Raw genomic sequence first — 23022 nt, 5'->3', positions numbered from 1 at the left:
CGAGGCGGAGCCGACGCGGTCAGCCCCCGCGCCGGCCGGTCGCGGGGGCTGTCGGAACGCGTACGGATCAGGCCGCGGAGGCCCCGGTCTCCTTGGGTGCCGCGGTCGCCTCAGGAGCACCGGTCTTCCCCGGGGCCGGCGCCGAGGACTCGTTTCCTTCCGGGGTACCGGTCGCCTCAGGGCTCTGCGGCTTCTGGGGGGACTCCGTCTCCTCCGGGCGCTCGGTCTCCTCGGGAGGTTCGGTCTCTTCCGGGGCCGGCGCCTGAACGGTGAGTTCGATGAGGAGGGTGGCGCCGCCCATGGTGGTGAGGAGCAGCTTGTACGTGCCCTCCGTGTCGTCGGCGAAGATCGCCGGGAGCCGGAGCAGGCCGTCGTCGTCCGTCGTCAGGTCCGTGAGCGTGCGGACGGGCTGGCCTGCCGCGTCCTTCTTGAAGTACGGGCCCTTCTGGTTCTCGGCGGGCTTCGGGTCGTCGGTGACCATGGTGGCGGTGACCGCCACTCCGGCCGCGGCGGCGTCTTCGTACGTCGCCCTGACCGTGACGGCGTCCGCGAACCGGGTGCCGGGCGCGGCGACGAGCGCCTGGGGGTCGGTCCGGACGATCGCGTCGGCCCGGCGGGCGGTGACAGTCGCCGCGTAGGTCAGGGTGCGGGGCCTGACGGCGCCCGCGACGGCGGTCACCGTGAACTCGCCGGCCCTCTCGCCCGCCCGGAGTTCCGGCGCCGTGGCGGTGCCGCCTGCTCCGGTGGTGACCGTGACGGTCTTCCCGCCGCCCGCGAAGCGGGTCCCGGTGTCGCCGGTGACGGTGAAGGTCACGGGCACACCGGCGAGCGGGGAGCCGAGGGCGTTGCGGGCCCGGACGGCGATCCGCTCGTCGAACGTCTCGCCCGCGGTGGCCCGCAGCGGGCCGGTGCCCGCGTTCTCCAGGGAGCCGAAGGTCTCGGAGGGCTTCGGCTTCGTGGGCGGGGTCGGCTTGGTGGGCGGGGTCGGCTTCGTGGGCGGGGTCGTGGAGCCGTCGCCGGGCTCGGTGGGGCCGGGGCTCGGCTTCGTGCCGCCCGGCTTGGCCGGGGACGGCTTCGGGCGGGGCGTCGGTTCGGTGCTCGGGCCGGGGTTCGGGCTCGGCGAGGGGCCGGACGGGATGCTCGGGGCCGTGGGCAGGACACCTGTGCCGTCGGGCACCTCGTGCGTACCGCGCTGGTAGAAGGAGAGCCAGGAGCGGACCGTCCGCAGGTACTCCGTCGACCGGTTGTAGCTCAGCACGGCCCGGTCGAGGTCGGCCGCCACCGCCAGGTCGCGGTCGTTGGCGCAGAGGTAGCGTCCGGCGGCGAGCGCGGCGTCGTGGATGTTGTTGGGGTCCTTGCGGCCGTCGGCGTTCGCGTCCTGGCCCCAGGCCGCCCAGGTCGACGGGATGAACTGCATCGGGCCGACCGCGCGGTCGTGGACCGCGTCCTGGTCGTACGCCCCGCCGTCGGTGTCCTTGATCAGTGCGAAGCCCTGGCCGTTGAGGGCCGGGCCGAGGATCGGGGAGAGGGTGGTGCCGTTCGCGTCGACGCGCCCGCCGCGGGCCTGGCCGGACTCCACCTTGCCGATCGCCGCGAGGAGCTGCCAGGGCAGCCGGCAGGCGGGGTCGGTGCCCGCGACGGTCTGCTCGGCCTGCTTGTACGCGGCCAGGATCGACGCCGGTATGCCGGCTTCCGCCCCGCCGGTCATCGGCAGATTGCTGGAGGAGCCGGGCTTGTCGGGCGTGACCAGGGGCGGCAGATCGGTGTAGTACGGCGAGTTGCCGGTCGCGGCGCTGCCGTCGGAGCCGGTCCCGTCACCGGCCGCCTGCTGGTCGCCGCCGCCCGCGGACGTCTCGGTCAGGGGCGACGCCGGGGCCTGCGAGGCCGCGAGCGCCGCCACGGCGGCCGCCGCCACGGCAGTGGTCGTGGCCCCCTTGCGCAGACGTCGACGAATGTGCGCTGTCATGCGTTGCGGTCCCTCCCCCTCGAAGGCTGCTCGCGCTCCCCAGCGCAAGGACTCCCGCGACCCTACGGCGCCCTGTGACCTTCGAACACCGGCCCCTGACCGCTTCTTACTGTTTTCTCACATTGCCGGGGACGAGGTGTCCGGTCGGTCGCGGAACAGTGCCCGAACGGTCCCGCATACTTGCCGCCATGCCGTTCACGCTCAGTCATGCCGCCGCTGTGCTCCCGGCGATCCGCCGCGACGGGACCGCCCGCCTGCCGCTGTACCCCTCGGCGCTCGTCGCAGGTTCGTTCGCACCCGACATCACCTACTTCGCGGACACGGCGATCCCCGGGGCGATGGAGTTCGGCTCCTTCACCCACACCTTTCTCGGCGTGGTCACCGTGAACGTACTGATCACCGCGGCGCTGGTGGCGGTGTGGGCACTGCTGCGCGAGCCGCTGACGGCGTTGCTGCCGCTCCGTGCCCAGGGCCGGGCCCACGCCTTCGTGCGGGGCCGGCGATGGACCCGCGCCTCGTTCGGGCCGTCCGCCTGGCTGTGCTTCGCCGTCTCGGCGGCGCTCGGCGCGGCCACCCACGTGGTGTGGGACGCGTTCACCCATCACAGCCGGTGGGGCACGGAGCTGGTGCCGGTGCTCAGCCGGAGCGTCGGCGGCTTCCCGCTGTTCCAGCTGGTCCAGTACGGCAGTTCGGCACTCGCCCTCGGGGTCATCGGCTGGTTCCTCGTCACCGGGCTGCGGCGGGCCGGGGCAGCCGCGCCGCCGCAGGCGGTCCCGGCCCTCGGGCGCCGGGAGCGGCGGGGCGCGGTCGGCCTGCTCACCCTGTGCGTGCTGCTCGGCATCGGCCACCGGTGCGCCCGCTGGTACGCCCACTTCGGGCGCATCGACACCCCCCTCGACATCATCCCCACCGCCTGCTTCGGCGCCGGCGCCGGACTGGCGGCGGGGCTGCTGCTGTACGGGGTGTGGGTGCGGCTGCTCCGGGGCGGGCGCGGGACGCCTGAGCGGCCCACGCCTCCGCGGGAGAAGGCGCGGGCCGAAGCGCCCGCCGACCGGAGGTAGGGAAGCACCCGCCGACCCGGGACCAGAAGGGGCGCGCCCGCCCGCCCGGAGAAGGACGGGGGCACCCGCCCGGAGGGGGACGGGAGGCCGCCTACGCCGGCGGTTCGTGGCGCGGGGCCGCCCTCTCACGGGCTCGCCCTCGGTGGCGGCCCGCCCGTGACTCGCCCCGCGCCCCCGCCCCCGTCCTGGACCTGCCGCGCCTTCCCGCCTGCGGGGCCGGTGACGTGCCGCGGGGCCCGCCCGTGGCCCGTGCGCGGGCAGGCCGCGCCCGGCTCCGGCCTCCTCCCCCGTGACTCAGTGCGCGGCCGACTCCCAGTCCGGGCCGACACCGACCGACACGTCCAGCGGGGCGCGCAGCTCGACCGCGTGCGCCATCTCGTGGCGCAGGATCTCCTCCACGCGCTGCCGCTCCCCCCGAGCGATCTCCAGGACGATTTCGTCATGGACCTGGAGCAGCATCCGCGACGTCAGCTCCGCCTCTGTCAGCGCCCGGTCCACCCGCAGCATCGCCACCTTCACGATGTCCGCGGCCGTGCCCTGGATCGGCGCGTTGAGCGCCATCCGCTCCGCCGCCTCGCGGCGCTGGCGGTTGTCGCTGTTCAGGTCGGGGAGATAGCGGCGGCGGCCCAGGATCGTCTCGGTGTACCCCGTGGCCCTGGCCTCCTCGACGACCCGGTGGAGATAGTCCCGCACCCCGCCGAACCGCTCGAAGTAGGTGTCCATCAGCACCCGGGCCTCGGCCGGGTCGATGTTCAGCTGCTGGGAGAGCCCGAACGCCGACAACCCGTACGCCAGGCCGTACGACATGGCCTTGATCTTGCGGCGCATCTCCGCGTCGACGGCCGACTTCCCCACGCCGAAGACCTGCGAGGCGACCGTGGTGTGCAGGTCCTCACCCGAGGTGAACGCCTGGATCAGCCCGGCGTCCTCGGAGAGGTGCGCCATCACCCGCAGCTCGATCTGGCTGTAGTCCGCCGTCATCAGCGACTCGAAGCCCTCGCCGACCACGAAGCCCCGGCGGATCGCCCGTCCCTCGTCCGTGCGGACGGGGATGTTCTGCAGGTTCGGCTCGGTGGAGGAGAGCCGGCCGGTCGCCGCCACCGTCTGGTTGAACGTGGTGTGGATACGGCCGTCGGCGGCGATCGTCTTGACCAGACCCTCGACGGTGACCCGCAGCTTCGCCTGCTCACGGTGGCGCAGCATCAGGACCGGCAACTCGTGCTCGGTCTGCGCGGCCAGCCACGCCAACGCGTCCGCGTCCGTCGTGTATCCCGTCTTGGTCTTCTTCGTCTTCGGCAGGCCCAGCTCGCCGAAGAGGATCTCCTGGAGCTGCTTGGGCGAACCGAGGTTGAACTCACGGCCCACCGCGGCATGCGCCTCCTTGACCGCCTGCTGGACGGTCCCGGCGAACTGCTGCTCCATACCCTCCAGATGCGCCCGGTCCGCGGCGATCCCGTGCCGCTCCAGACGGGCCAGGAGGATCGAGGTCGGCAGCTCCATGTCATGCAGCAGCTCCGCCGCGCCCACCTCCTTCAGCCGGGTCGTGAACGCCTCCCCCAGGTCGAGCACGGCGCGGGCCTGCGCCATCAGCGCGTCCGCCTCGGCCCGGTCGTCCGCACCGAAGGCCAGCTGGCCGTCGGAGGCGGCGGCAGGCGCCAGCTCCCGGCCCAGATACTCCACGGCCAGCGCGTCCAGGGCGAACGAACGACGCCCCGGCTTCACCAGATACGCGGCGAGCCCGGTGTCCATCGTGACGCCTTCGAGCCGCCAGCCCATCTCGGGGAAGACCCGCATCACGTTCTTGGCGTTGTGCAGGACCTTCGGCCGCCGCGGGTCCGCGGCCCAGGCGGCGAACGCCTGCTCGTCTGCCTCGTCGAGCTGGGTCGGGTCCAGCCAGGCGGCCGCGCCGTCGGCGGCGGCGAGCGCGACCTCGGTGACCGTGCCGCTCCCCAGCGCCCAGGTGTCCACCGTCATCACTCCGAGCGGCTGCGCACCGCGCGCCTCCAGCCACGGGGCGACCTGCCCGGAGGCGAGGACGACGCCGTCGAGCTCGATGCCCGCCGCGGGCGCGGGCGCCTCGGACTCGGCCGCCCCCGGGTCGACGGCCAGCAGCCGCTCCCGCAGGCTCGGGTTGCGGATCTCCAGGACGTCCAGGACACCCGTGACCGCCGTGCGGTCGTACGGGGCGCGCGCCAGCTCGGCCGGGGCCTTCGGCAGCTCCACGTCGCGGACCATCTCGGTCAGCACGCGGTTCATCTTCACCGCCTCCAGATGGTCCCGGAAGTTCTGTCCGGCCTTGCCCTTGACCTCCTCGGCCCGCTCGACCAGCTCCGCGAACGAACCGAACTGGTTGATCCACTTCGCGGCCGTCTTCTCACCGACCCCCGGGATGCCCGGAAGATTGTCCGACGGGTCGCCGCGCAGCGCCGCGAAGTCCGGATACTGCTGGGGCGTGAGCCCGTACTTCTCCACGACCTTCTCCGGGGTGAACCGGGTCAGCTCGGAGACCCCCTTGGTCGGATAGAGCACCGTCACGTTCTCCGTGATCAGCTGGAAGGAGTCCCGGTCGCCGGTGACGATCAGCACCTCGAAACCCGCCGCCTCCGCCTGGGTCGCCAACGTCGCGATGACGTCGTCCGCCTCGAACCCGTCGACGGCGAACCGGTCCGCGTGCATCGCGTCGAGCAGCTCGCCGATCAGCTCGACCTGCCCCTTGAACTCGTCGGGGGTCTTGGAGCGGTTCGCCTTGTACTCCGGGAACTCCCGCGCACGCCACGTCTTGCGCGACACGTCGAACGCCACCGCGAAATGTGTCGGCGCCTCGTCACGCAGCGTGTTCGCCAGCATCGACATGAAGCCGTACACGGCATTCGTCGGCTGTCCCGCGCCGGTCGTGAAATTCTCCGCGGGCAGGGCGAAGAACGCCCGGTACGCCAGGGAGTGCCCATCCATGAGGAGCAGGCGCGGTCGGTTGTCTGCCGTCTTCTTCGATGCCGTCTCAGCCACGCCCCCGATCCTGCCACGGACCACTGACAATCCGGACCGGCGCAGCCCGGCACGGCCGTCGGCCCCGCGCGGCACGCGCCCGGCCGGGTGGAACGCCGGGGGCGCGTGGCAGGATCGACCGCACGGCGATCGGCGGCACGGCAGGGACGACAGGAACTCCACCACGCCTGCACGATCAGCGAACGCAGCGCTCGAAGGGGAGCAGCACCATGGCCACCAAGCCTCCGGCCGAAGACCCGGCCCAGGACGCCCCGCAGGTCCGGGCGGCTCCGCACGCCGCCGCCGGGCTGCCCGCCGTCGCCCACTCCCTGCGCGTCGCCCAGCAGCAGATGGGCCTGCGCCGCACCGCGCGGACCCTCCTCAAGGTCAACCAGAAGGACGGCTTCGACTGCCCCGGCTGCGCCTGGCCGGAAGGCGACGAACGGCACACCGCCGAGTTCTGCGAGAACGGGGCGAAGGCCGTCGCGGAGGAGGCGACCCTGCGCCGGGTCACGCCCGGCTTCTTCGCCGCCCACCCCCTGGCGGACCTCGCGGAGCGCAGCGGCTACTGGCTGGGCCAGCAGGGCCGGATCACCCAGCCGGTGTACCTCCCCGAAGGCGGCGACCGGTACGAGGCCGTGACCTGGGAGCGGGCCTTCGCCATCATCGCAGAGGAGCTGACCGCCCTCTCCTCCCCCGACGAAGCCCTCTTCTACACCTCGGGTCGCACCAGCAACGAGGCGGCGTTCCTGCTCCAGCTGTTCGCCCGCGAGTTCGGCACCAACAACCTGCCGGACTGCTCCAACATGTGCCACGAGTCGTCCGGGTCGGCACTCACCGAGACCATCGGCGTCGGCAAGGGCAGCGTCTCCCTGGAGGACCTGCACCAGGCCGACCTGATCATCGTCGCCGGACAGAACCCCGGCACCAACCATCCCCGGATGCTCTCCGCCCTGGAGAAGGCCAAGTCCGCCGGAGCGAAGATCATCTCGGTGAACCCGCTGCCCGAAGCAGGCATGGAGCGCTTCAAGAACCCCCAGACGGCCCACGGCATGATCAAGGGCACCGCGCTCAACGACCTCTTCCTCCAGATCCGCATCGGCGGCGACCAAGCCCTCTTCCGCCTGCTGAACAAGCTGATCCTCGCCGCCGACGACGCCGTCGACCACGACTTCGTCACCGAACACACCCACGGCTACGAGGAGTTCGCCCAGGCCGCCGAAGCCGCCGACTGGGACACCACCCTCGCGGCCACCGGCCTCACCCGGCCCGAGATCCAAGAGGCCCTCGCCCTGATCCTCGCCTCCCGGCGCACCATCGTCTGCTGGGCCATGGGACTCACCCAGCACAAGCACTCCGTGCCCACCATCCGCGAAGTCGTCAACTTCCTCCTGCTGCGCGGAAACATCGGCCGCCCCGGCGCCGGAGTCTGCCCCGTGCGCGGCCACTCCAACGTCCAGGGCGACCGCACCATGGGCATCTTCGAGCGGCCCGCCCCGGCCTTCCTCGACGCCCTCGACAAGGAGTTCGGCATCACCTCGCCCCGGCGCCACGGCTACGACGTGGTGCGCTCCATCCAGGCGCTGCGCGACGGCGACGCCAAGGTCTTCTTCGCCATGGGCGGCAACTTCGTCGCCGCCACACCCGACACCGCCGTGACCGAAGCCGCCATGCGCCGCGCCCGCCTCACCGTCCATGTGTCGACCAAGCTCAACCGCTCCCACGCCGTCACGGGTGCCCGGGCCCTGATCCTGCCGACGCTCGGCCGCACCGACAAGGACGTCCAAGCGAGCGGAAAGCAGTTCGTCACCGTCGAGGACTCCATGGGCATGGTCCACGCCTCACGCGGCAACCTCACCCCCGCGAGCCCCCACCTCCTCTCCGAGCCGGCCATCGTCGCACGCCTCGCACGCGCCGTCCTCGGCCCCGCCTCCCGCACCGACTGGGAGGCCTGCGAACGGGACTACGCCACGATCCGCGACCACATCTCGCGCGTGGTCCCCGGCTTCGAGGACTTCAACGCCCGCATCGCCCGCCCCGGCGGCTTCGCCCTCCCCCACGCCCCCCGAGACGAACGCCGGTTCCCCACCGCCACCGGCCGCGCCAACTTCACCGCCGCCCCCGTGGAGTTCCCCGCGCTCCCCGAAGGCAGGCTCCTGTTGCAGACCCTGCGCTCCCACGACCAGTACAACACCACCGTCTACGGCCTCGACGACCGCTACCGGGGCATCAAGAACGGCCGCCGCATCGTCATGGTCAACCCCCAGGACGCCGCCGCCCTCGGCCTCCCCGACGGCGCGTACACCGACCTCGTCAGCGAGTGGAAGGACGACGTCGAACGCCGGGCGGACGGCTTCCGCGTCGTCCACTACCCCACCGCCCGCGGCTGCGCCGCCGCCTACTACCCGGAGACCAACGTCCTGGTCCCCCTGGACTCCACAGCGGACACCAGCAACACCCCCGCCAGCAAGTCCGTCGTCGTACGCTTCGAGAACACCCGCTGACACGCCCCGGCCCCCCGCCCCGACAAGACCGCGCAACCCCCCGCCCCCTCCGCCGACCGACCGCAGACGAGCGGCCCCGGCCCCGGTACCGGCAATCCCCTAAGCGTTCGCTCAGCCGTCTGATAAGAACAGTGCAGACAGCGACGAACCAGCGCAGACGATCGGAGCCGGACCCCATGGGCGAGCACACCGCACCCACGTTCCCGAAGGAAGTCATCGACGAGTACGCCGCACTCGGCGTCGACCTCCCCGCCCTCTTCTCCGCCGGCGACCTCGGCTCACGCATGGGCGTGACCATCGTCGAGGCCCGGGCGGACCGCGTGGTCGGCACCATGCCCGTCGAAGGCAACACCCAGCCCTACGGCCTCCTGCACGGCGGCGCCTCCGCCGTACTCGCCGAGACCCTCGGCTCCATCGGCTCCATGCTCCACGGAGGCGCCACCAAGGTCTCCGTGGGCGTCGACCTCAACTGCACCCACCACCGCGGCGTCCGCAGCGGCCTCGTCACCGGCGTCGCCACCCCCGTATACCTCGGCCGCACCGCAGCCACCTACGAGATCGTCATCACCGACGAACGGGACAAGCGGGTCTGCACCGCGCGCCTCACCTGCATGCTGCGCAACGCCCCCCGCCCCGACGCCGGCTGACACGCCGCCAGCTGACCGCCGCCCCCGCCGGGGCGCACCCGCACACCCCCTGCCCGGCTGGAAACCGCACCTCGCGTTCCGGCCGGGCAGCGCCATATCCCCACCCTGACACCGACGTTGAGCAACACACTCGGTCAACTCCCTTGACCCGCCAGCGCCATTCGTGAGCCACTCAGCAGCCACACAAGCCCCACCCCGCCCTGCGGACCCCCCCCACCGAAGTAACGCAGAGTAATAAGCGAACCGGTGCGGATTTTCAGCCGCCCACCCCGGCCCCACACCACCGCGGCACCTCGGCGCGCCCTCCACGCCCCCCACCCGCGCCCCCCGCCGCGTCAGCACCAAGATCACCCCAAGCCCCTTAGCAGAGCTGCGCGTTCTCACCATGTGGTCACAGCGCAGCCCGGCCTAAAACCACACATGTCCTCACAGGAACCTCAAGCCTTGCTCAAGGGCATAACAAGAGAGTCACATCCGTCGCCGACCCATCCCGGACGCCCCCAGCTGCGCTTAGAGTCACCGCCAGTCACCGCGCCGCCGGGCGCGTCTGCTGCACGGCCCTGTACCACCCCAGTACGGCCCGGCGATCGCCACGGCACCTCAAGCAGAGGAGGCCGCGCCAGGGAAAGGACTTTTCGTGCGACACCGTTCTTTGCTCATACTCACCGCAGTGCTCACCACCGGAGCACTCACACTCACCGCCTGCGGATCGCGTGACGACAGCAAGGGCAGCAGCGGCGGCGGCGAGGGCAACCAGACGGTCGTCATCGGCCTCGACGCCCCCCTGACCGGCGACCTCTCCGCCCTCGGCCTCGGCATCAAGAACTCCGCCGACCTCGCCGTCAACACGGCGAACAAGGACAAGACGGTCCCCGGCGTCACCTTCGAACTCCAGGCCCTCGACGACCAGGCCCAGCCCTCCGTCGGCCAGCAGAACGCCGCCAAGCTCATAGGCGACAAGGAAGTCCTCGGTGTCGTCGGCCCGCTGAACTCCGGCGTCGCCCAGTCGATGCAGAAGCCCCTCAACGACGCCAAACTGACCCAGGTCTCCCCGGCCAACACCGGCACCGAACTGACCCAGGGCAACAACTGGAAGACCGGCGACAAGAAGCGCCCGTACGCCTCCTACTTCCGCACCTCCACCACGGACCAGATCCAGGGCGCGTTCGCGGCGAACTACCTCTTCAAGACGGCCAAGATCAAGGACGTCTACCTCATCGACGACCAGAAGCCCTACGGCGCCGGCCTCGCCGCCTCCTTCAAGGCGACCTTCACCGAACTCGGCGGCAAGATCGTCGGCACCGACCACGTGAACCCCGACGACCGCGACTTCAACTCCGTCGTCACCAAGGTCAAGGGCACCAAGGCCAAGGCCGTCTACTACGGCGGCGAATACCCCGCCGGCGCCCCCCTGAGCCAGCAGCTCAAGGACAGCGTCAACATCCCCCTCATGGGCGGCGACGGCATGTACAGCGCCGACTTCATCGCCCTCAACAAGAAGGCCGAAGGCGACATCTCCACCTCCGTCGGCAAGCCCGTCGAAGAACTCGAATCCGCCAAGAAGTTCATCGCGGACTACAAGACCGCCGGATACAAGGACGCCTACGAGGCCTACGGCGGCGGCACCTACGACGCCACCTGGTCCATCATCGAGGCCGTCAAGATCGTCGTCTCCGAGAACGACGGCAAGCTCCCCGACGACGCCCGCGCCAAGGTCCTCGAAGCCATGTCCAAGGTCCAGTTCGACGGCGTCACCGGCCCCGTCTCCTTCGACGAATACGGCGACACCACCAACACCCTCATGACCGCCTACCAGGTCACCGACGGCAAGTGGGTCTCCAAGGTCAGCGAAGCCGTCAAGTAACACCCGGCCCGGCCCACGGCCGACCGCCACACACAGCCACCAGACCGCGCGGGAGCGCTACGAGCCCTCCCGCGCGGTGCCATATCCGAACCACTCCACGGAGGCCCTGCGGTGAACGAACTGCCGCAACAGCTGGCCAACGGACTCATCCTCGGCGCGATGTACGGTCTCATCGCGATCGGCTACACGATGGTCTACGGAATCATCCAGCTCATCAACTTCGCACACGGCGAGATCTTCATGATCGGAGGCTTCGGAGCCCTCACGGTCTACCTCGGGCTTCCGTCCGGACTCTCCCTCATCGCCGCGATACCCCTCATGATCGTCGGCGGCATCATCGCCGCCGTCGCCATCAGCATGGCCGCCGAACGCTTCGCCTACCGGCCCCTGCGCGGCGGACCACGACTCGCCCCCCTCATCACCGCCATCGGCCTCTCCCTCGCACTCCAGCAAGCCGTCTGGATGTGGTACCCCGACGCCACCAAGGACCGCTCCTTCCCCCAGTTCGAAGGCGAAGCCCTCACCGTCCTCGGCGCCGACATCCAACGAGGCGACCTCTTCGTCCTCCTCGTCGCCCCCCTCTGCATGCTCGCCCTCGGCCTCTTCGTCTCCAAAACCCGCGCCGGCCGCGGCATGCAAGCCACCTCACAAGACCCCGACACAGCCAAGCTCATGGGCATCAACACCGACCGCATCATCGTCATGGCCTTCGCCATCGGCGCCGCGTTCGCCGCCGTCGCCGCCGTCGCCTACGGGCTCAAAAACGGCCAGATCGGCTTCCGCATGGGCTTCATCATGGGCCTCAAAGCCTTCACCGCAGCCGTCCTCGGCGGCATCGGCAACATCTACGGCGCCATGCTCGGCGGCATCGTCCTCGGCGTCGCCGAAGCACTCGCCACCGGCTACATGAGCGAAGTCCCCGGCATGGAACTCTTCGGCGGCGGCGCCTGGAAGGACGTATGGGCCTTCGCCCTCCTCATCATCGTCCTCCTCGTACGCCCCCAAGGCCTACTCGGCGAACGCGTCGCGGATCGGGCGTGATACGGATGACCACCAACACCACACCCACCAACACCGCCCTCCTCCCCCTGCCCACCCCCGCGGCCCGCGCCGCCACCGCCACCGGCGCCGCCATCGCCCTCGCCGGCACCTTCCTCGCCTGGACCTGGACCGCCGAATTCCCCGGCAACCTCACCGTCACCGGCTACCCCGGCGGCCTCCAGGTCCTCACCCTCATCAGCGCCGCCCTCACCCTCCTCCTCACCCTCTCCGGATACGGAATCAAGGGCCTCCACTGGCTCACCCCCGGCGGCGCCAACAGCCCCGTACGACTCGCCTCACTCGGCACCCTCGGCACCACCGGCTTCACCATCGGCGCCATCTCCGCCAAACTCGGCGGCATCGTCAACCTCGAACCCGGAGCCTGGATCAGCGCAACCGGCGCACTCATCGCCGTCACCGCCTCCCTCGGCCTCCCCCACGACCAAGAACTCCCCCACACCACCCGACCCACCCCACTCAACCGATTCCTCAACAGCCTCCGCGCCCCCACACCCCAACGCGCCAAGGAACTCCCCTCCTGGGCCGAAATCCTCATCATCGCCGCAGCCTTCGGCGTCGCCCTCCACGTCTTCACCTACGGCATCGACACCGAATACGCCGAACTGTTCATCGGCTACATCATCTGCGTCGCCTTCGCCTTCACCGCCCTCACCCGCGCAGGCCTCATCGCCCGCATCACCCACCTCACCGCCAAACACCGCAACGTCACCCTCGCCGCCGCGCTCATCGCCGCCTTCTGCTTCCCCTTCACCCAGCAGAACGAGGAATACGCCCTCATCGGGGCCAACATCCTCATCTTCGCGACCGTCGCACTCGGCCTCAACGTCGTCGTCGGCCTCGCCGGCCTCCTCGACCTCGGATACGTCGCCTTCCTCGGCGTCGGCGCCTACGCCGCCGCCCTCGTATCCGGCTCCCCCCTCTCCCCCGTCGGCGTCCAATTCCCCTTCTGGGCCGCCGTCCTCACCGGCGCCGCAGCATCACTCGTCTTCGGCGTCGTCATCGGAGCCCCCACACTCCGACTCCGCGGCGACTACCTCGCCATCGTCACCCTCGGATTCGGCGAGATCTTCCGCCTCACCGTCAACGCCCTCAACGGCGTCAGCGGCCCCGACCTCACCAACGGCTCCCAGGGCATCCCCAGCATCCCCGACCTCAACCTCTTCGGCTTCGACTTCGGCATCAGCCACGACATCGCCGGATTCACCCTCGGCAGGTCCGCCAACTACTACCTGCTGATGCTCGTCTTCACCGCCGCCGTCGTCCTGGTCTTCCGCCGCTCCGGAGAATCCCGCATCGGCCGCGCCTGGGTCGCCATCCGCGAAGACGAAACCGCGGCCACCGCCATGGGCATCAACGCCTTCCGGCTCAAGCTGCTCGCCTTCGCCCTCGGCGCCACCCTCGCCGGACTCGCCGGCACCGTCCAGGCCCACGTCTCCTACACCGTGACGCCCGAGCAGTACCAGTTCGCCGGCTCCGTCCCCCCCAACTCCGCCTTCCTCCTCGCCGCCGTCATCCTCGGCGGCATGGGAACCCTCAGCGGACCCCTCGTCGGCGCGGCCCTGCTCTACCTCATCCCGGCCAAACTCCAGTTCATGCAGGACTACCAGCTCTTCCTCTTCGGACTCGCGCTCATGCTCCTGATGCGCTTCCGCCCCGAAGGCCTCGTCGCCGACCGCAGGAAGCAGCTCGAATTCCACGAGAACGACCAGCTCGACGTCCCGGCCGAGGACACCCCACCCACCCGGAAGACCGCCGGCACCACGAAGGCGGGGGCCTGACCACATGACCACCACCAAGACCACCACAGTCCTCGACGCCAGCGGCGTCACCATGCGCTTCGGCGGACTCACCGCCGTCAAAGGCGTCGACCTCACCGTCAACAGCGGCGAGATCGTCGGACTCATCGGCCCCAACGGCGCCGGCAAGACCACCTTCTTCAACTGCCTCACCGGCCTCTACATCCCCACCGAAGGCAAGGTCAGCTACCAAGGCACCGTCCTGCCGCCCAAACCCCACCTCGTCACCAAGGCCGGCATCGCCCGCACCTTCCAGAACATCCGGCTCTTCGCCAACATGACCGTCCTCGAAAACGTCCTCGTCGGACGCCACACCCGGACCAAAGAAGGCCTCTGGTCAGCCCTCCTGCGCCTCCCCGGCTACCACAAGGCAGAACACGCCAGCCGCGAACGCGCCATGGAACTCCTGACGTTCATCGGACTCCAGGACAAGGCCGACCACCTCGCGCGCAACCTCCCCTACGGAGACCAGCGCAAACTGGAGATCGCCCGCGCACTCGCCAGCGACCCCGGCCTCCTCCTCCTGGACGAGCCCACCGCCGGCATGAACCCCCAGGAAACCCGCGTCACCGAAGAACTCATCTTCGCCATCCGCGACCAAGGCATCGCCGTACTCGTCATCGAGCACGACATGCGCTTCATCTTCAACCTCTGCGACCGCGTCGCCTGCCTCGTCCAAGGCGAAAAACTCGTCGAAGGCACCCCCGGAGACGTCCAAGCCGACGAACGCGTCGTCGCCGCCTACCTCGGCACCCCCTTCGAAGGCGCCCCCGGCGCCGAAGAAGCCGCCGAAGTCGAAGCCGCCGAAGCACACGCCCCCACCCCCCACACCCGCCCCGACCGGACCCCAGACACGGACGCCACACCCGACACACCCAGCACCGACGAGGAGGGCACCCGATGACCGCGCTGCTGGAAGTCGAGGACCTCCGCGTCGCCTACGGCAAGATCGAAGCCGTCAAAGGCATCTCCTTCACCGTCGAAGCCGGCCAGGTCGTCACCCTCATCGGCACCAACGGCGCCGGCAAGACGACCACCCTGCGCACCCTCTCCGGACTGCTCAAACCACTCGGCGGCCACATCCTCTTCGAAGGCAAGCCCCTCACCGGCATCCCCGCCCACAAGATCGTCTCCCTGGGCATCGCCCACTCCCCCGAGGGACGCCACATCTTCCCCCGGCTGACGATCGCGGAGAACCTCCTCCTCGGCGCCTACCTCCGCACCGACAAAGCAGGCATCGAAAAAGACGTCCAACGCGCCTACGACCTCTTCCCCATCCTCGGGGAACGCCGAAAGCAAGCAGCGGGCACCCTCTCCGGCGGCGAACAGCAGATGCTCGCCATGGGACGCGCCCTGATGTCCCAGCCCAAACTGCTCATGCTCGACGAACCCTCCATGGGCCTCTCCCCGATCATGATGCAGAAGATCATGGAAACCATCGTCGAGCTCAAGGCCGCGGGCACCACCATCCTGCTCGTCGAGCAGAACGCCCAGGCCGCCCTCTCCCTCGCCGACCAGGGCCACGTCATGGAGGTCGGCAAGATCGTCCTCTCCGGCCCAGGAGAAGACCTGCTCCACGACGAATCGGTCCGCAAGGCCTACCTCGGCGAGGACTGACCCACCGCCCGCACGACGTGCAGGAGGCCCGCGCCCCGGTCACCCCGGGGCACGGGCCTCCTCCGCGTACACCGCCCACAGCGGTACGCGGCTACTCCGCCTTCTTCTTCTCCTCGGCGTCCGCGATCAGCGCCTCCGCCAACTGCTGCATCGACATCCGGCGATCCATCGACGTCTTCTGAATCCACCGGAACGCGGCCGGCTCGGAGAGCCCGTAATCCGTCTGAAGGATGCTCTTCGCCCGGTCCACCAGCTTCCGCGTCTCCAGCCGCTGCGAAAGATCCGCGATCTCGCTCTCCAGCGCCTTCAGCTCCGCGAAGCGCGACACCGCCATCTCGATGGCCGGCACCACGTCGCTCTTGCTGAACGGCTTCACCAGATACGCCATCGCCCCGGCGTCCCTGGCCCGCTCCACCAGGTCGCGCTGCGAGAACGCGGTGAGCATCAGAACCGGCGCGATGGACTCCTCCGCGATCTTCTCGGCGGCGGAGATCCCGTCGAGGACCGGCATCTTCACATCGAGGATGACGAGGTCCGGCCGGTGCTCCCGGGCCAGCTCGACGGCCTGCTGCCCGTCGCCCGCCTCACCGACGACGGAGTAGCCCTCCTCCTCCAGCATCTCCTTGAGGTCGAGGCGGATGAGGGCCTCGTCCTCGGCGATGACGACACGGGTCGTCAGCGGCGGGACGTGCGACTTGTCGTCGTCGACGGCGTCTACGGGCTGGGGCGACTCGGGGGTGGTCACGGGGCTCCTCGGTATGGGCAGATGCTGCTCCCACGAGCCTACCTAGCTCCTGTAAGGTAGTGACGCGCAGGGCAGCAATGGCCCTTCCTTTCTAAGGCCCCAGTACTCCAACTGGTTAGAGAGGCCGCTCTCAAACAGCGGACAGTGTGGGTTCGAATCCCACCTGGGGCACTTTTCCTTGGATTCCAAGGCGTAAGGCCAGTCGGTGAACTTCACTTGATCTGAGTACCGGGGGGCTTATCCCACTCCGGACAGTCGCCTGAGCAGCAAACTCGACGACATGTATGACAGGGGGACCCGTCGGCAAGCGCTGGCTCTGGTCGCACAGGGGCGCAGTCTCAATTCCGTGAGCAAGCAGATCGGCATATCTCGTGCCGCGATCCGATCCTGGCAGACACGCCTCGAACCTCTGGAGCTGAATCGGGGCAAGCCATGCCCGAAGTGCGCCGACACACCCACAGCGATCAAGGACCCCTCCGCGTACGCCTACTTGCTGGGGCTCTACCTCGGGGACGGCTGCATCAGCGCGACCAAGCAAGGCGTGTACTCCCTCCGCATCGCGTGCGCCGACGCCTGGCCGGGGCTCATCGATGCCTGCGTCGAAGCCGTACACATCGCACGCCCCGAGAACAGGATCAGCCGGGTGAAGAGTGCTGGCTGCCAGTACGTCACCTGCTTCAGCAAACACTGGCCCTGCCTCTTCCCCCAGCACGGCCCCGGCAAGAAGCACGACCGGAAGATCTCCCTCGAAGCGTGGCAGCAGGAGATCGTGGACGCCTGCCCTTGGGAATTCATCCGCGGCCTCATCCACTCGGACGGCTGCCGGGTCATCAACTGGACCACGCGCCTCGTCCGGGGCGAGCGCAAGCGCTACGAGTACCCCCGGTATTTCTTCAGCAACAAGTCCGACGACATTCGCAAGCTCTTCAGCGACACGCTTACCGCCGTGGGGGTCGAGTGGACGACCTTGGCCCGTGGCAGCGACCCGTTCAACATCTCCGTAGCCCGACGGGCATCCGTCGCGCTCATGGATGCTCACGTCGGGCCGAAATACTGAGCCGCCCTACTTCGGGCTGTCGTCCTCACCGATGTGGTGGACGCGGACCAGGTTCGTGGAGCCCGCGACGCCGGGTGGGGAGCCGGCGGTGATGACCACGATGTCCCCCTTCTCGCAGCGACCGAGGCGCAGCAGTTCCTCGTCGACCTGGGCGACCATCGCGTCCGTGGAGTCGACGTGCGGGCCGAGGAAGGTTTCGACGCCCCAGGTGAGGTTGAGCTGGGCGCGGGTGGCTTTGTCGGGGGTGAAGGCGAGGAGGGGGATGGGTGAGCGGTAGCGGGAGAGGCGTTTGACGGTGTCGCCGCTCTGGGTGAAGGCGACGAGGAATTTGGCGCCGAGGAAGTCGCCCATCTCGGCGGCGGCGCGTGCGACGGCGCCGCCCTGGGTGCGGGGTTTGCTGCGTTCGGTGAGGGGTGGGAGGCCCTTGGCGAGGAGGGCTTCTTCGGCGGCTTCGGCGATGCGGGACATGGTGCGTACGGTCTCGATCGGGTATTTGCCGATGCTTGTCTCGCCGGAGAGCATGACGGCGTCGGTGCCGTCGATGATCGCGTTGGCGACGTCGGAGGCCTCGGCGCGGGTGGGGCGGGAGTTGTCGATCATCGAGTCGAGCATCTGGGTGGCGACGATGACGGGTTTGGCGTTGCGTTTGGCGAGCTTGATGGCTCGTTTCTGGACGAGGGGGACTTGTTCGAGGGGCATTTCGACGCCGAGGTCGCCGCGGGCGACCATGATGCCGTCGAAGGCGGCGACGATGTCGTCGATGTTGTCGACGGCTTGGGGTTTCTCCACTTTGGCGATGACGGGGAGGCGGTGTCCTTCCTCGTCCATGATGCGGTGGACGTCGTGGATGTCGTGTCCGGTGCGGACGAAGGAGAGGGCGATGACGTCGGCGCCGGTGCGCAGGGCCCAGCGGAGGTCGTCGATGTCCTTGTCGGAGAGTGCGGGGACGGAGACGGCGACGCCGGGGAGGTTGAGTCCCTTGTGGTCGGAGACCATGCCGCCTTCGATGACGGTGGTGTGGACGCGTGGGCCGTCGACGTCGGTGACTTCGAGGGTGACGCGGCCGTCGTCGATGAGGATGCGTTCGCCGGTGGTGACGTCGGCGGCGAGGCCGTCGTAGGTGGTGCCGCAGATGTGGTCGTCGCCTTCGAGGGGTTCGACGGTGATGGTGAAGGTTTCGCCGCGTTCAAGGAGTACGGGGCCTTCGCGGAAGCGTCCGAGGCGGATCTTCGGGCCTTGAAGGTCGGCGAGGACGCCGACGCTGCGGCCGGCTTCTTCGGAGGCCCTGCGCACGTGGTGGTAGCGCGCTTCGTGTTCGGCGTAGGTGCCGTGGCTGAGGTTGAGGCGGGCGATGTCCATTCCCGCTTCGACCAGGGCTTTGATCTGGTCGTATGTATCGGTCGCGGGTCCCAGGGTGCAGACGATTTTTGCTCGGCGCATGGTTCGAGCGTAAACCTTACCAACGGGTAGGTATTCGGCTTGGTGTGACACCTCAACGGCCTTTGGGTGAAGGGCTGTTGACAAGTGTTGAATGTGTGCGGCTGGGTGCTCCGATGAGCGTTCAGCCGAGGTCCGGGGGGGCCAGGGTGAAGGAGGCCTCGACCTGGGCGTCGACGGTCTGTCGTACGGGTTCGAGGTCGATGGGGGCGGCTTCGGTGCCGGCGGCTCCGATGGGCATGGCGTGGGCGGCGAACGCCGAGCGGCCGAGGTGGGGTCCGGTGTCGACGCCGGTGTCGTTGAGTTCGAGGAGGGCGTCGAGGCGGGTGTTGAGGGCTTCGGCGTAGGTGCGGGCGCGTTGCAGGGCTTCGTGGACGGCTTGGCGGCGGGCGGCGGTGTGGACGGGCGAGGTGGGGCGCAGGGCCCACCAGGGGCCGTCGACGCGGGTGAGGTCGTGGTCGGCGAGGCGGGCGGTGAGTTCGCCGAGGGCCGTGAAGTCGTTGATTGTGGCGGTGAGTTGGATGGTTCCGTGGTAGGCGCGGATGCGTTCGGTGCGGCCGTGGCGGGTGAGTTGGGGGTGGATGGCGAGGGCGCCGGTTTCGAGTTTTTCGATGGTGTCGCCGTAGGTCTTGAGGAGGTCGAGGGTGGTGGTGTTGCGGCGGGTGAGGTCGTCGAGTGTGGTGCGGCGGTCGGTGCCGCGGGCGGTGAGGGTGATGGTGATGTGGGCGATTTCCGGGTCGGCTTCGAGGTGGGCTTCGCCGCGGACGGTGAGGTGGGGGGTGGTGGGGGTGCCGTAGGGCTGGTGCGTGGGGGTGGGGGTCATGTGTTCACTGTGGCACGGCGGGGGGCCGGTGGGGGTGGCGTCGGGCGCTGGTTGTTTCTCGGGGGTCAGGGGGCGGGGGTGGGTGGGGTGGGTCGGGCGGGGGCGCTGCGGTGGTGTGGTGGGGCCCGGGTTTCTGGGGTGTCCCGGGCCGCTGGGGGTCGGTGGGCGGGGCGGGTGGGTCAGCGGGAGCGGCTGAGGGGGGCTTGGGCTTGGGCGGGGACTCGTTGTGGTTGGGGGGTGAGGCCGAAGGTGGTGAAGGCGGTGCGTTCGGGGAGGGGGTAGGGGGTGGCGCGGGTGAGGTTGTTGAGGATGGTGGCGCTGCGCCAGGCGGCGAGGCCGAGGTCGGGGGCGCCGACTCCGTGGGTGTGGCGTTCGGCGTTCTGTACGTAGACGTGTCCGGTGACGGTGGGGTCGAGGACGAGGCGGTATTGGTCGTCGATGCGGGGGCGTCGGGAGGTGTCGCGGCTCAGGTAGGGGTCGAGGCCGCTGAGGATGGCGTCGAGGGGGCGTTCGCGGTAGCCGGTGGCGAGGACGACGGCGTCGGTGGTGAGGCGGGAGCGGGTGCTTTGTTGGGTGTGTTCGAGGTGGAGTTCGACGCGGGTGCCGGTGAGGCGGCCTGCGGTGCGGACGCGGACGCCGGGGGTGAGGACGGCGTCGGGCCAGCCGCCGTGGAGGGTGCGGCGGTAGAGCTCGTCGTGGATGGCGGCGATGGTGTCGGCGTCGATGCCTTTGTGGAGTTGCCATTGGCGGGGGACGAGTTCGTCGCGGGCGGTTTCGGGGAGGGCGTGGAAGTAGCGGCTGTAGTCGGGGGTGAAGTGTTCCAGGCCGAGTTTGGAGTACTCCATGGGGGCGAAGGCCTGGGTGCGGGCGAGCCAGTGGATCTTTTCGGTTCCTTCGGGGCGGGCGCGCAGGAGGTCGAGGAAGACTTCGGCGCCGGACTGGCCTGAGCCGATGACGGTGATGTGGTGTGCGGCGAGGAGTCGTTCGCGGTGGTTGAGGTAGTCGGCGGAGTGGATGACGGGGACGGTCGGGTCGTCGGCGAGGGGTTTGAGGGGTTCGGGGACGAAGGGTTCGGTGCCGATGCCGAGGGCGATGTGGTGGGTGTGGGTGCGGCCGAGGGCTTGGGCTTCGCCGTCGGGGTCGAGTTGGGTGAAGTCGACTTCGAAGAGGGCGCGGTCGGTGTTCCAGCGGACGGCGTCGACCTGGTGGCCGAAGTGGAGGCCGGGGAGTTGTTCGCTGACCCAGCGGCAGTAGGCGTCGTATTCGGCTCGTTGGATGTGGAAGCGCTCGGCGAAGTAGAAGGGGAAGAGCCGGTCGCGGGTGCGGAGGTAGTTGAGGAAGCTCCAGGGGTTGCCGGGGTCGGCGAGGGTGACGAGGTCGGCGAGGAAGGGGACTTGGAGGCTGGCGCCGTCGAGGAGGAGGCCGGGGTGCCAGTGGAAGGCGGGGCGTTGTTCGTAGAAGGCGGCGGCGAGGGGGCGGGGGTCGTCGGGGGCGGCGGGGATGTTGTGGGCGAGGGCGGCGAGGGAGAGGTTGAAGGGGCCGATGCCGATGCCGACGAGGTCGTGGGGCTGGTCGGGTTCGGGGGTGGGCCGGGCGGTCATCGCGGTGTGTCGCCTTCTGTGGGGTGGGTGAGCAGGCTGGTGGTGGTGCGGGTGACGAGGTCGATGAGGGCGTGGAGGTCTTCGGGGGTGGTGTGGGGGTTGAGGAGAGTGGCTTTGAGCCAGAGGCGGTTTTCGGCGTGGGCGCGGCCGAGGACGGCGTGGCCGCGGTGGAGGAGGGTGCGGCGGATGGTGGCGACGGTGTGGTCGTCGGCGTGGGTGGGGCGGAAGAGGACGGTGCTGATGGTGGGGCGGTCGTAGAGGGCGAGGGTGGGGTGTTGGGTGATGAGGTCGGCGAGGTGGTGGGCGGTGGCGATGGTGCGGTCGATGAGGTCGGCGAGTCCGGTGCGGCCGAGTGCTTGGAGGGTGACGGCGATTTTGAGTGCGTCGGGGCGGCGGGTGGTGCGGAGGGAGCGGCCGAGGAGGTCGGGGAGGCCGGCTTCGGTGTCGTCGTCGGCGTTGAGGTAGGGGGCGTGGTGGTGGAGGGGGGTGAGGTGGTGGTGTTCGGGGACGGCGAGGATGCCTGCGGATGCGGGTTGCCAGCCGAGTTTGTGGAGGTCGAGGGTGACGCTGTGGGCGCGGTCGAGGCCGTGGAGGCGGGTGCGGTGGGTGGGGCTGAAGAGGAGGGGGCCGCCGTAGGCGGCGTCGATGTGGAGTTCGGCTCCGTGGGTGGCGCAGAGGTCGGCGATGGCGTCGAGGGGGTCGATTTCGCCGGTGTCGGTGGTGCCGGCGGTGGCGACGACGAGGTGGGGGCGGTGGAGTTCGGTGAGGGCTTCGTCGAGGGCTGCGAGGTCCATGACGCCGGTGGGGGCGGGGATGGCGACGGGTTCGGGGAGGCCGAGGAGCCAGGTGGCGCGGGCGATGCTGTGGTGGGTGTTGGTGGCGCAGATGGTCTGGATGGGTCCGTGGCGTTCGCGGGCGAGGAGCAGGGCGAGTTGGTTGGCTTCGGTGCCGCCGGTGGTGATGACGGCGTCGGGTGAGGGGGTGTGGGGGTAGATCTCGGTGGCGAGTGCGGTGGTGAGGTCGGCTTCGAGGGTGGAGGCGGCGGGGGCTTGGTCCCAGGAGTCCATGGAGGGGTTGAGGGCGCTGGCGGCGAGGTCGGCTGCTGCGGCGAGGGCGAGGGGCGGGGTGTGGAGGTGGGCGGCGCAGTGGGGGTGGGCGGGGTCTGCGGCGCCTTCGGCGAGGGCGGTGACGAGGTTGCGGAGGGCTTGGTGGGGGCCGGTGCCGTGGTCGGGGATGAGGGGGTGGGTGGCGCTGCGGGTGCGGGGGGTGACGGTGTCGGGTCCGCCGGCCGGGAGGGGGCCGCCGCGGCGGGCCGCGCCGTCGTGGAGGGCGGTGAGGACGGTGTCGAGGAGGGGGCGCAGTGCGGTGGGGCCTGCGGTGCCTCCGGCGAGGGGCGGGGTGGGCATGGGCGGGTCCTTTGGGTGCGCGGGGGTGGACATGCCAGCTTGTCCCGGGTTTCGGGTGGGGCGGCCGAAGAGCCCAACGATTCGAACTCGAAAGGGGTACTGGCGTCCGGTGTGGCCCGGTGGGGAGGGGCGGAGATGGTATGGGTGTGCGGTTGTCGGTGGGGTGTACGGGGCGTGGGGTCGGGTGTCGTCGTGGCGGCGGGCGTGTGCCGGTGGGCTGGGGGCGCGGCTTCGCGTGGGAGCGGCGGGTGCGGGTGGTGGAACGTACGGGCGTGGGGAGGCGCGGGCCCCGGGGCAGGGAGCGGCGGGGGCCTGCCGTACGGCTGTGGGCGGCGGCCTGCTGTCCGTGCGGTGGCGGGCTGGTGGGGGCCGGTCGGGTCCGTGCCCGGGGCGCGGCCGTTGCGCGGCCGGGGGCGATGCCGCTGTGAGCTGGTGGCCGGGTCTCGCCGCT

Annotated in this window: 16 protein-coding genes and 1 tRNA gene; 10 read left to right on the top strand and 7 right to left on the bottom strand. The window is 70.0% G+C overall.

Annotated features, from left to right (window positions below):
* Positions 1-67: 67 nt before the first annotated feature.
* Positions 68-1966: a lytic transglycosylase domain-containing protein gene (locus V9U70_RS03070; RefSeq protein WP_336672856.1), complete on the bottom strand. Its 1899-nt coding sequence runs from the start codon at positions 1964-1966 to the stop codon at positions 68-70.
* Positions 1967-2154: 188 nt separating this feature from the next.
* On the opposite strand from V9U70_RS03070, the gene V9U70_RS03065 reads away from it, so the two are divergent.
* A complete protein-coding gene (locus V9U70_RS03065) occupies positions 2155-3027 on the top strand; it encodes a DUF4184 family protein (protein ID WP_336672855.1) in 873 nt (290 codons plus the stop codon).
* Positions 3028-3321: 294 nt separating this feature from the next.
* Here the strand turns inward: V9U70_RS03065 and polA are convergent, their stop codons facing one another.
* Complete coding sequence (polA, locus tag V9U70_RS03060) at positions 3322-6033, bottom strand: DNA polymerase I (RefSeq protein ID WP_336672854.1); 2712 nt, start codon at positions 6031-6033, stop codon at positions 3322-3324.
* Positions 6034-6242: 209 nt separating this feature from the next.
* Between polA and V9U70_RS03055 the strand changes: the two genes are divergently transcribed.
* The 7 genes from V9U70_RS03055 (at position 6243) to V9U70_RS03025 (ending at position 15502) form a co-directional block, all read left to right on the top strand.
* The gene (locus V9U70_RS03055) at positions 6243-8516 is read left to right on the top strand and encodes an FdhF/YdeP family oxidoreductase (RefSeq protein WP_336672853.1); all 2274 of its coding nucleotides are present in this window, start codon (positions 6243-6245) and stop codon (positions 8514-8516) included.
* 176 nt (positions 8517-8692) lie between these two features.
* Positions 8693-9163, top strand: coding sequence for a hotdog fold thioesterase (locus V9U70_RS03050; protein ID WP_336672908.1), 471 nt, complete (start codon positions 8693-8695; stop codon positions 9161-9163).
* Positions 9164-9815: 652 nt separating this feature from the next.
* Positions 9816-11027 carry a branched-chain amino acid ABC transporter substrate-binding protein gene (locus V9U70_RS03045; protein ID WP_336672907.1) on the top strand — a complete coding sequence of 404 codons (1212 nt, stop codon included), beginning with the start codon at positions 9816-9818 and terminating at the stop codon, positions 11025-11027.
* A 111-nt stretch (positions 11028-11138) separates the two neighbouring features.
* Positions 11139-12068, top strand: a complete 930-nt coding sequence (locus tag V9U70_RS03040) for a branched-chain amino acid ABC transporter permease (protein ID WP_336672852.1) — start codon at positions 11139-11141, stop codon at positions 12066-12068.
* 5 nt (positions 12069-12073) lie between these two features.
* A complete protein-coding gene (locus tag V9U70_RS03035; protein ID WP_336672851.1) occupies positions 12074-13867 on the top strand; it encodes a branched-chain amino acid ABC transporter permease in 1794 nt (597 codons plus the stop codon).
* A 4-nt stretch (positions 13868-13871) separates the two neighbouring features.
* Positions 13872-14789: an ABC transporter ATP-binding protein gene (locus V9U70_RS03030; protein ID WP_336672850.1), complete on the top strand. Its 918-nt coding sequence runs from the start codon at positions 13872-13874 to the stop codon at positions 14787-14789.
* Positions 14786-15502: an ABC transporter ATP-binding protein gene (locus V9U70_RS03025; protein ID WP_336672849.1), complete on the top strand. Its 717-nt coding sequence runs from the start codon at positions 14786-14788 to the stop codon at positions 15500-15502. Before V9U70_RS03030 ends, V9U70_RS03025 begins: the two co-directional genes overlap by 4 nt.
* A gap of 91 nt (positions 15503-15593) precedes the next feature.
* Here V9U70_RS03025 and V9U70_RS03020 read toward each other — a convergent pair whose 3' ends face one another.
* Positions 15594-16247, bottom strand: coding sequence for an ANTAR domain-containing response regulator (locus V9U70_RS03020; protein ID WP_336672848.1), 654 nt, complete (start codon positions 16245-16247; stop codon positions 15594-15596).
* A gap of 96 nt (positions 16248-16343) precedes the next feature.
* On the opposite strand from V9U70_RS03020, the gene V9U70_RS03015 reads away from it, so the two are divergent.
* Both V9U70_RS03015 and V9U70_RS03010 read left to right on the top strand, forming a co-directional pair.
* Positions 16344-16418, top strand: a tRNA-Leu gene (locus V9U70_RS03015).
* Between the two features lie 109 nt (positions 16419-16527).
* Positions 16528-17304, top strand: coding sequence for a helix-turn-helix domain-containing protein (locus tag V9U70_RS03010; protein WP_336672847.1), 777 nt, complete (start codon positions 16528-16530; stop codon positions 17302-17304).
* Between the two features lie 6 nt (positions 17305-17310).
* On the opposite strand, the gene pyk is transcribed toward V9U70_RS03010, so the two are convergent.
* The 4 genes from pyk to V9U70_RS02990 form a co-directional block, all read right to left on the bottom strand.
* Positions 17311-18744: a pyruvate kinase gene (gene pyk, locus V9U70_RS03005; RefSeq protein ID WP_336672846.1), complete on the bottom strand. Its 1434-nt coding sequence runs from the start codon at positions 18742-18744 to the stop codon at positions 17311-17313.
* Positions 18745-18865: 121 nt separating this feature from the next.
* Positions 18866-19564 carry an SIMPL domain-containing protein gene (locus tag V9U70_RS03000; RefSeq protein WP_336672845.1) on the bottom strand — a complete coding sequence of 233 codons (699 nt, stop codon included), beginning with the start codon at positions 19562-19564 and terminating at the stop codon, positions 18866-18868.
* 179 nt (positions 19565-19743) lie between these two features.
* On the bottom strand, positions 19744-21165 hold the full coding sequence (locus V9U70_RS02995; RefSeq protein WP_336672844.1) for a lysine N(6)-hydroxylase/L-ornithine N(5)-oxygenase family protein: 1422 nt from the start codon (positions 21163-21165) through the stop codon (positions 19744-19746).
* Positions 21162-22571, bottom strand: coding sequence for a pyridoxal phosphate-dependent decarboxylase family protein (locus V9U70_RS02990; RefSeq protein ID WP_336672843.1), 1410 nt, complete (start codon positions 22569-22571; stop codon positions 21162-21164). Before V9U70_RS02990 ends, V9U70_RS02995 begins: the two co-directional genes overlap by 4 nt.
* Positions 22572-23022: the final 451 nt, after the last annotated feature.

Source organism: Streptomyces pratensis (genome assembly GCF_037137275.1).
Classification (GTDB): domain Bacteria; phylum Actinomycetota; class Actinomycetes; order Streptomycetales; family Streptomycetaceae; genus Streptomyces; species Streptomyces pratensis_B.
The sequence above is the reverse complement of the archived record's forward strand: the minus strand, read 5'-3'. Positions and strand labels throughout refer to the sequence as shown.

Excerpts from the sequence above, each read along its gene's own strand:
- V9U70_RS03070 (WP_336672856.1), bottom strand. The coding sequence starts at position 1,966 with ATGACAGCGCACATTCGTCGACGTCTGCGCAAGGGGGCCACGACCACT.
- V9U70_RS03065 (WP_336672855.1), top strand. The coding sequence starts at position 2,155 with ATGCCGTTCACGCTCAGTCATGCCGCCGCTGTGCTCCCGGCGATCCGC.
- V9U70_RS03055 (WP_336672853.1), top strand. The coding sequence starts at position 6,243 with ATGGCCACCAAGCCTCCGGCCGAAGACCCGGCCCAGGACGCCCCGCAG.
- V9U70_RS03050 (WP_336672908.1), top strand. The coding sequence starts at position 8,693 with ATGGGCGAGCACACCGCACCCACGTTCCCGAAGGAAGTCATCGACGAG.
- V9U70_RS03035 (WP_336672851.1), top strand. The coding sequence starts at position 12,074 with ATGACCACCAACACCACACCCACCAACACCGCCCTCCTCCCCCTGCCC.
- V9U70_RS03030 (WP_336672850.1), top strand. The coding sequence starts at position 13,872 with ATGACCACCACCAAGACCACCACAGTCCTCGACGCCAGCGGCGTCACC.
- V9U70_RS03025 (WP_336672849.1), top strand. The coding sequence starts at position 14,786 with ATGACCGCGCTGCTGGAAGTCGAGGACCTCCGCGTCGCCTACGGCAAG.
- V9U70_RS03010 (WP_336672847.1), top strand. The coding sequence starts at position 16,528 with ATGTATGACAGGGGGACCCGTCGGCAAGCGCTGGCTCTGGTCGCACAG.
- pyk (WP_336672846.1), bottom strand. The coding sequence starts at position 18,744 with ATGCGCCGAGCAAAAATCGTCTGCACCCTGGGACCCGCGACCGATACA.
- V9U70_RS03000 (WP_336672845.1), bottom strand. The coding sequence starts at position 19,564 with ATGACCCCCACCCCCACGCACCAGCCCTACGGCACCCCCACCACCCCC.
- V9U70_RS02995 (WP_336672844.1), bottom strand. The coding sequence starts at position 21,165 with ATGACCGCCCGGCCCACCCCCGAACCCGACCAGCCCCACGACCTCGTC.
- V9U70_RS02990 (WP_336672843.1), bottom strand. The coding sequence starts at position 22,571 with ATGCCCACCCCGCCCCTCGCCGGAGGCACCGCAGGCCCCACCGCACTG.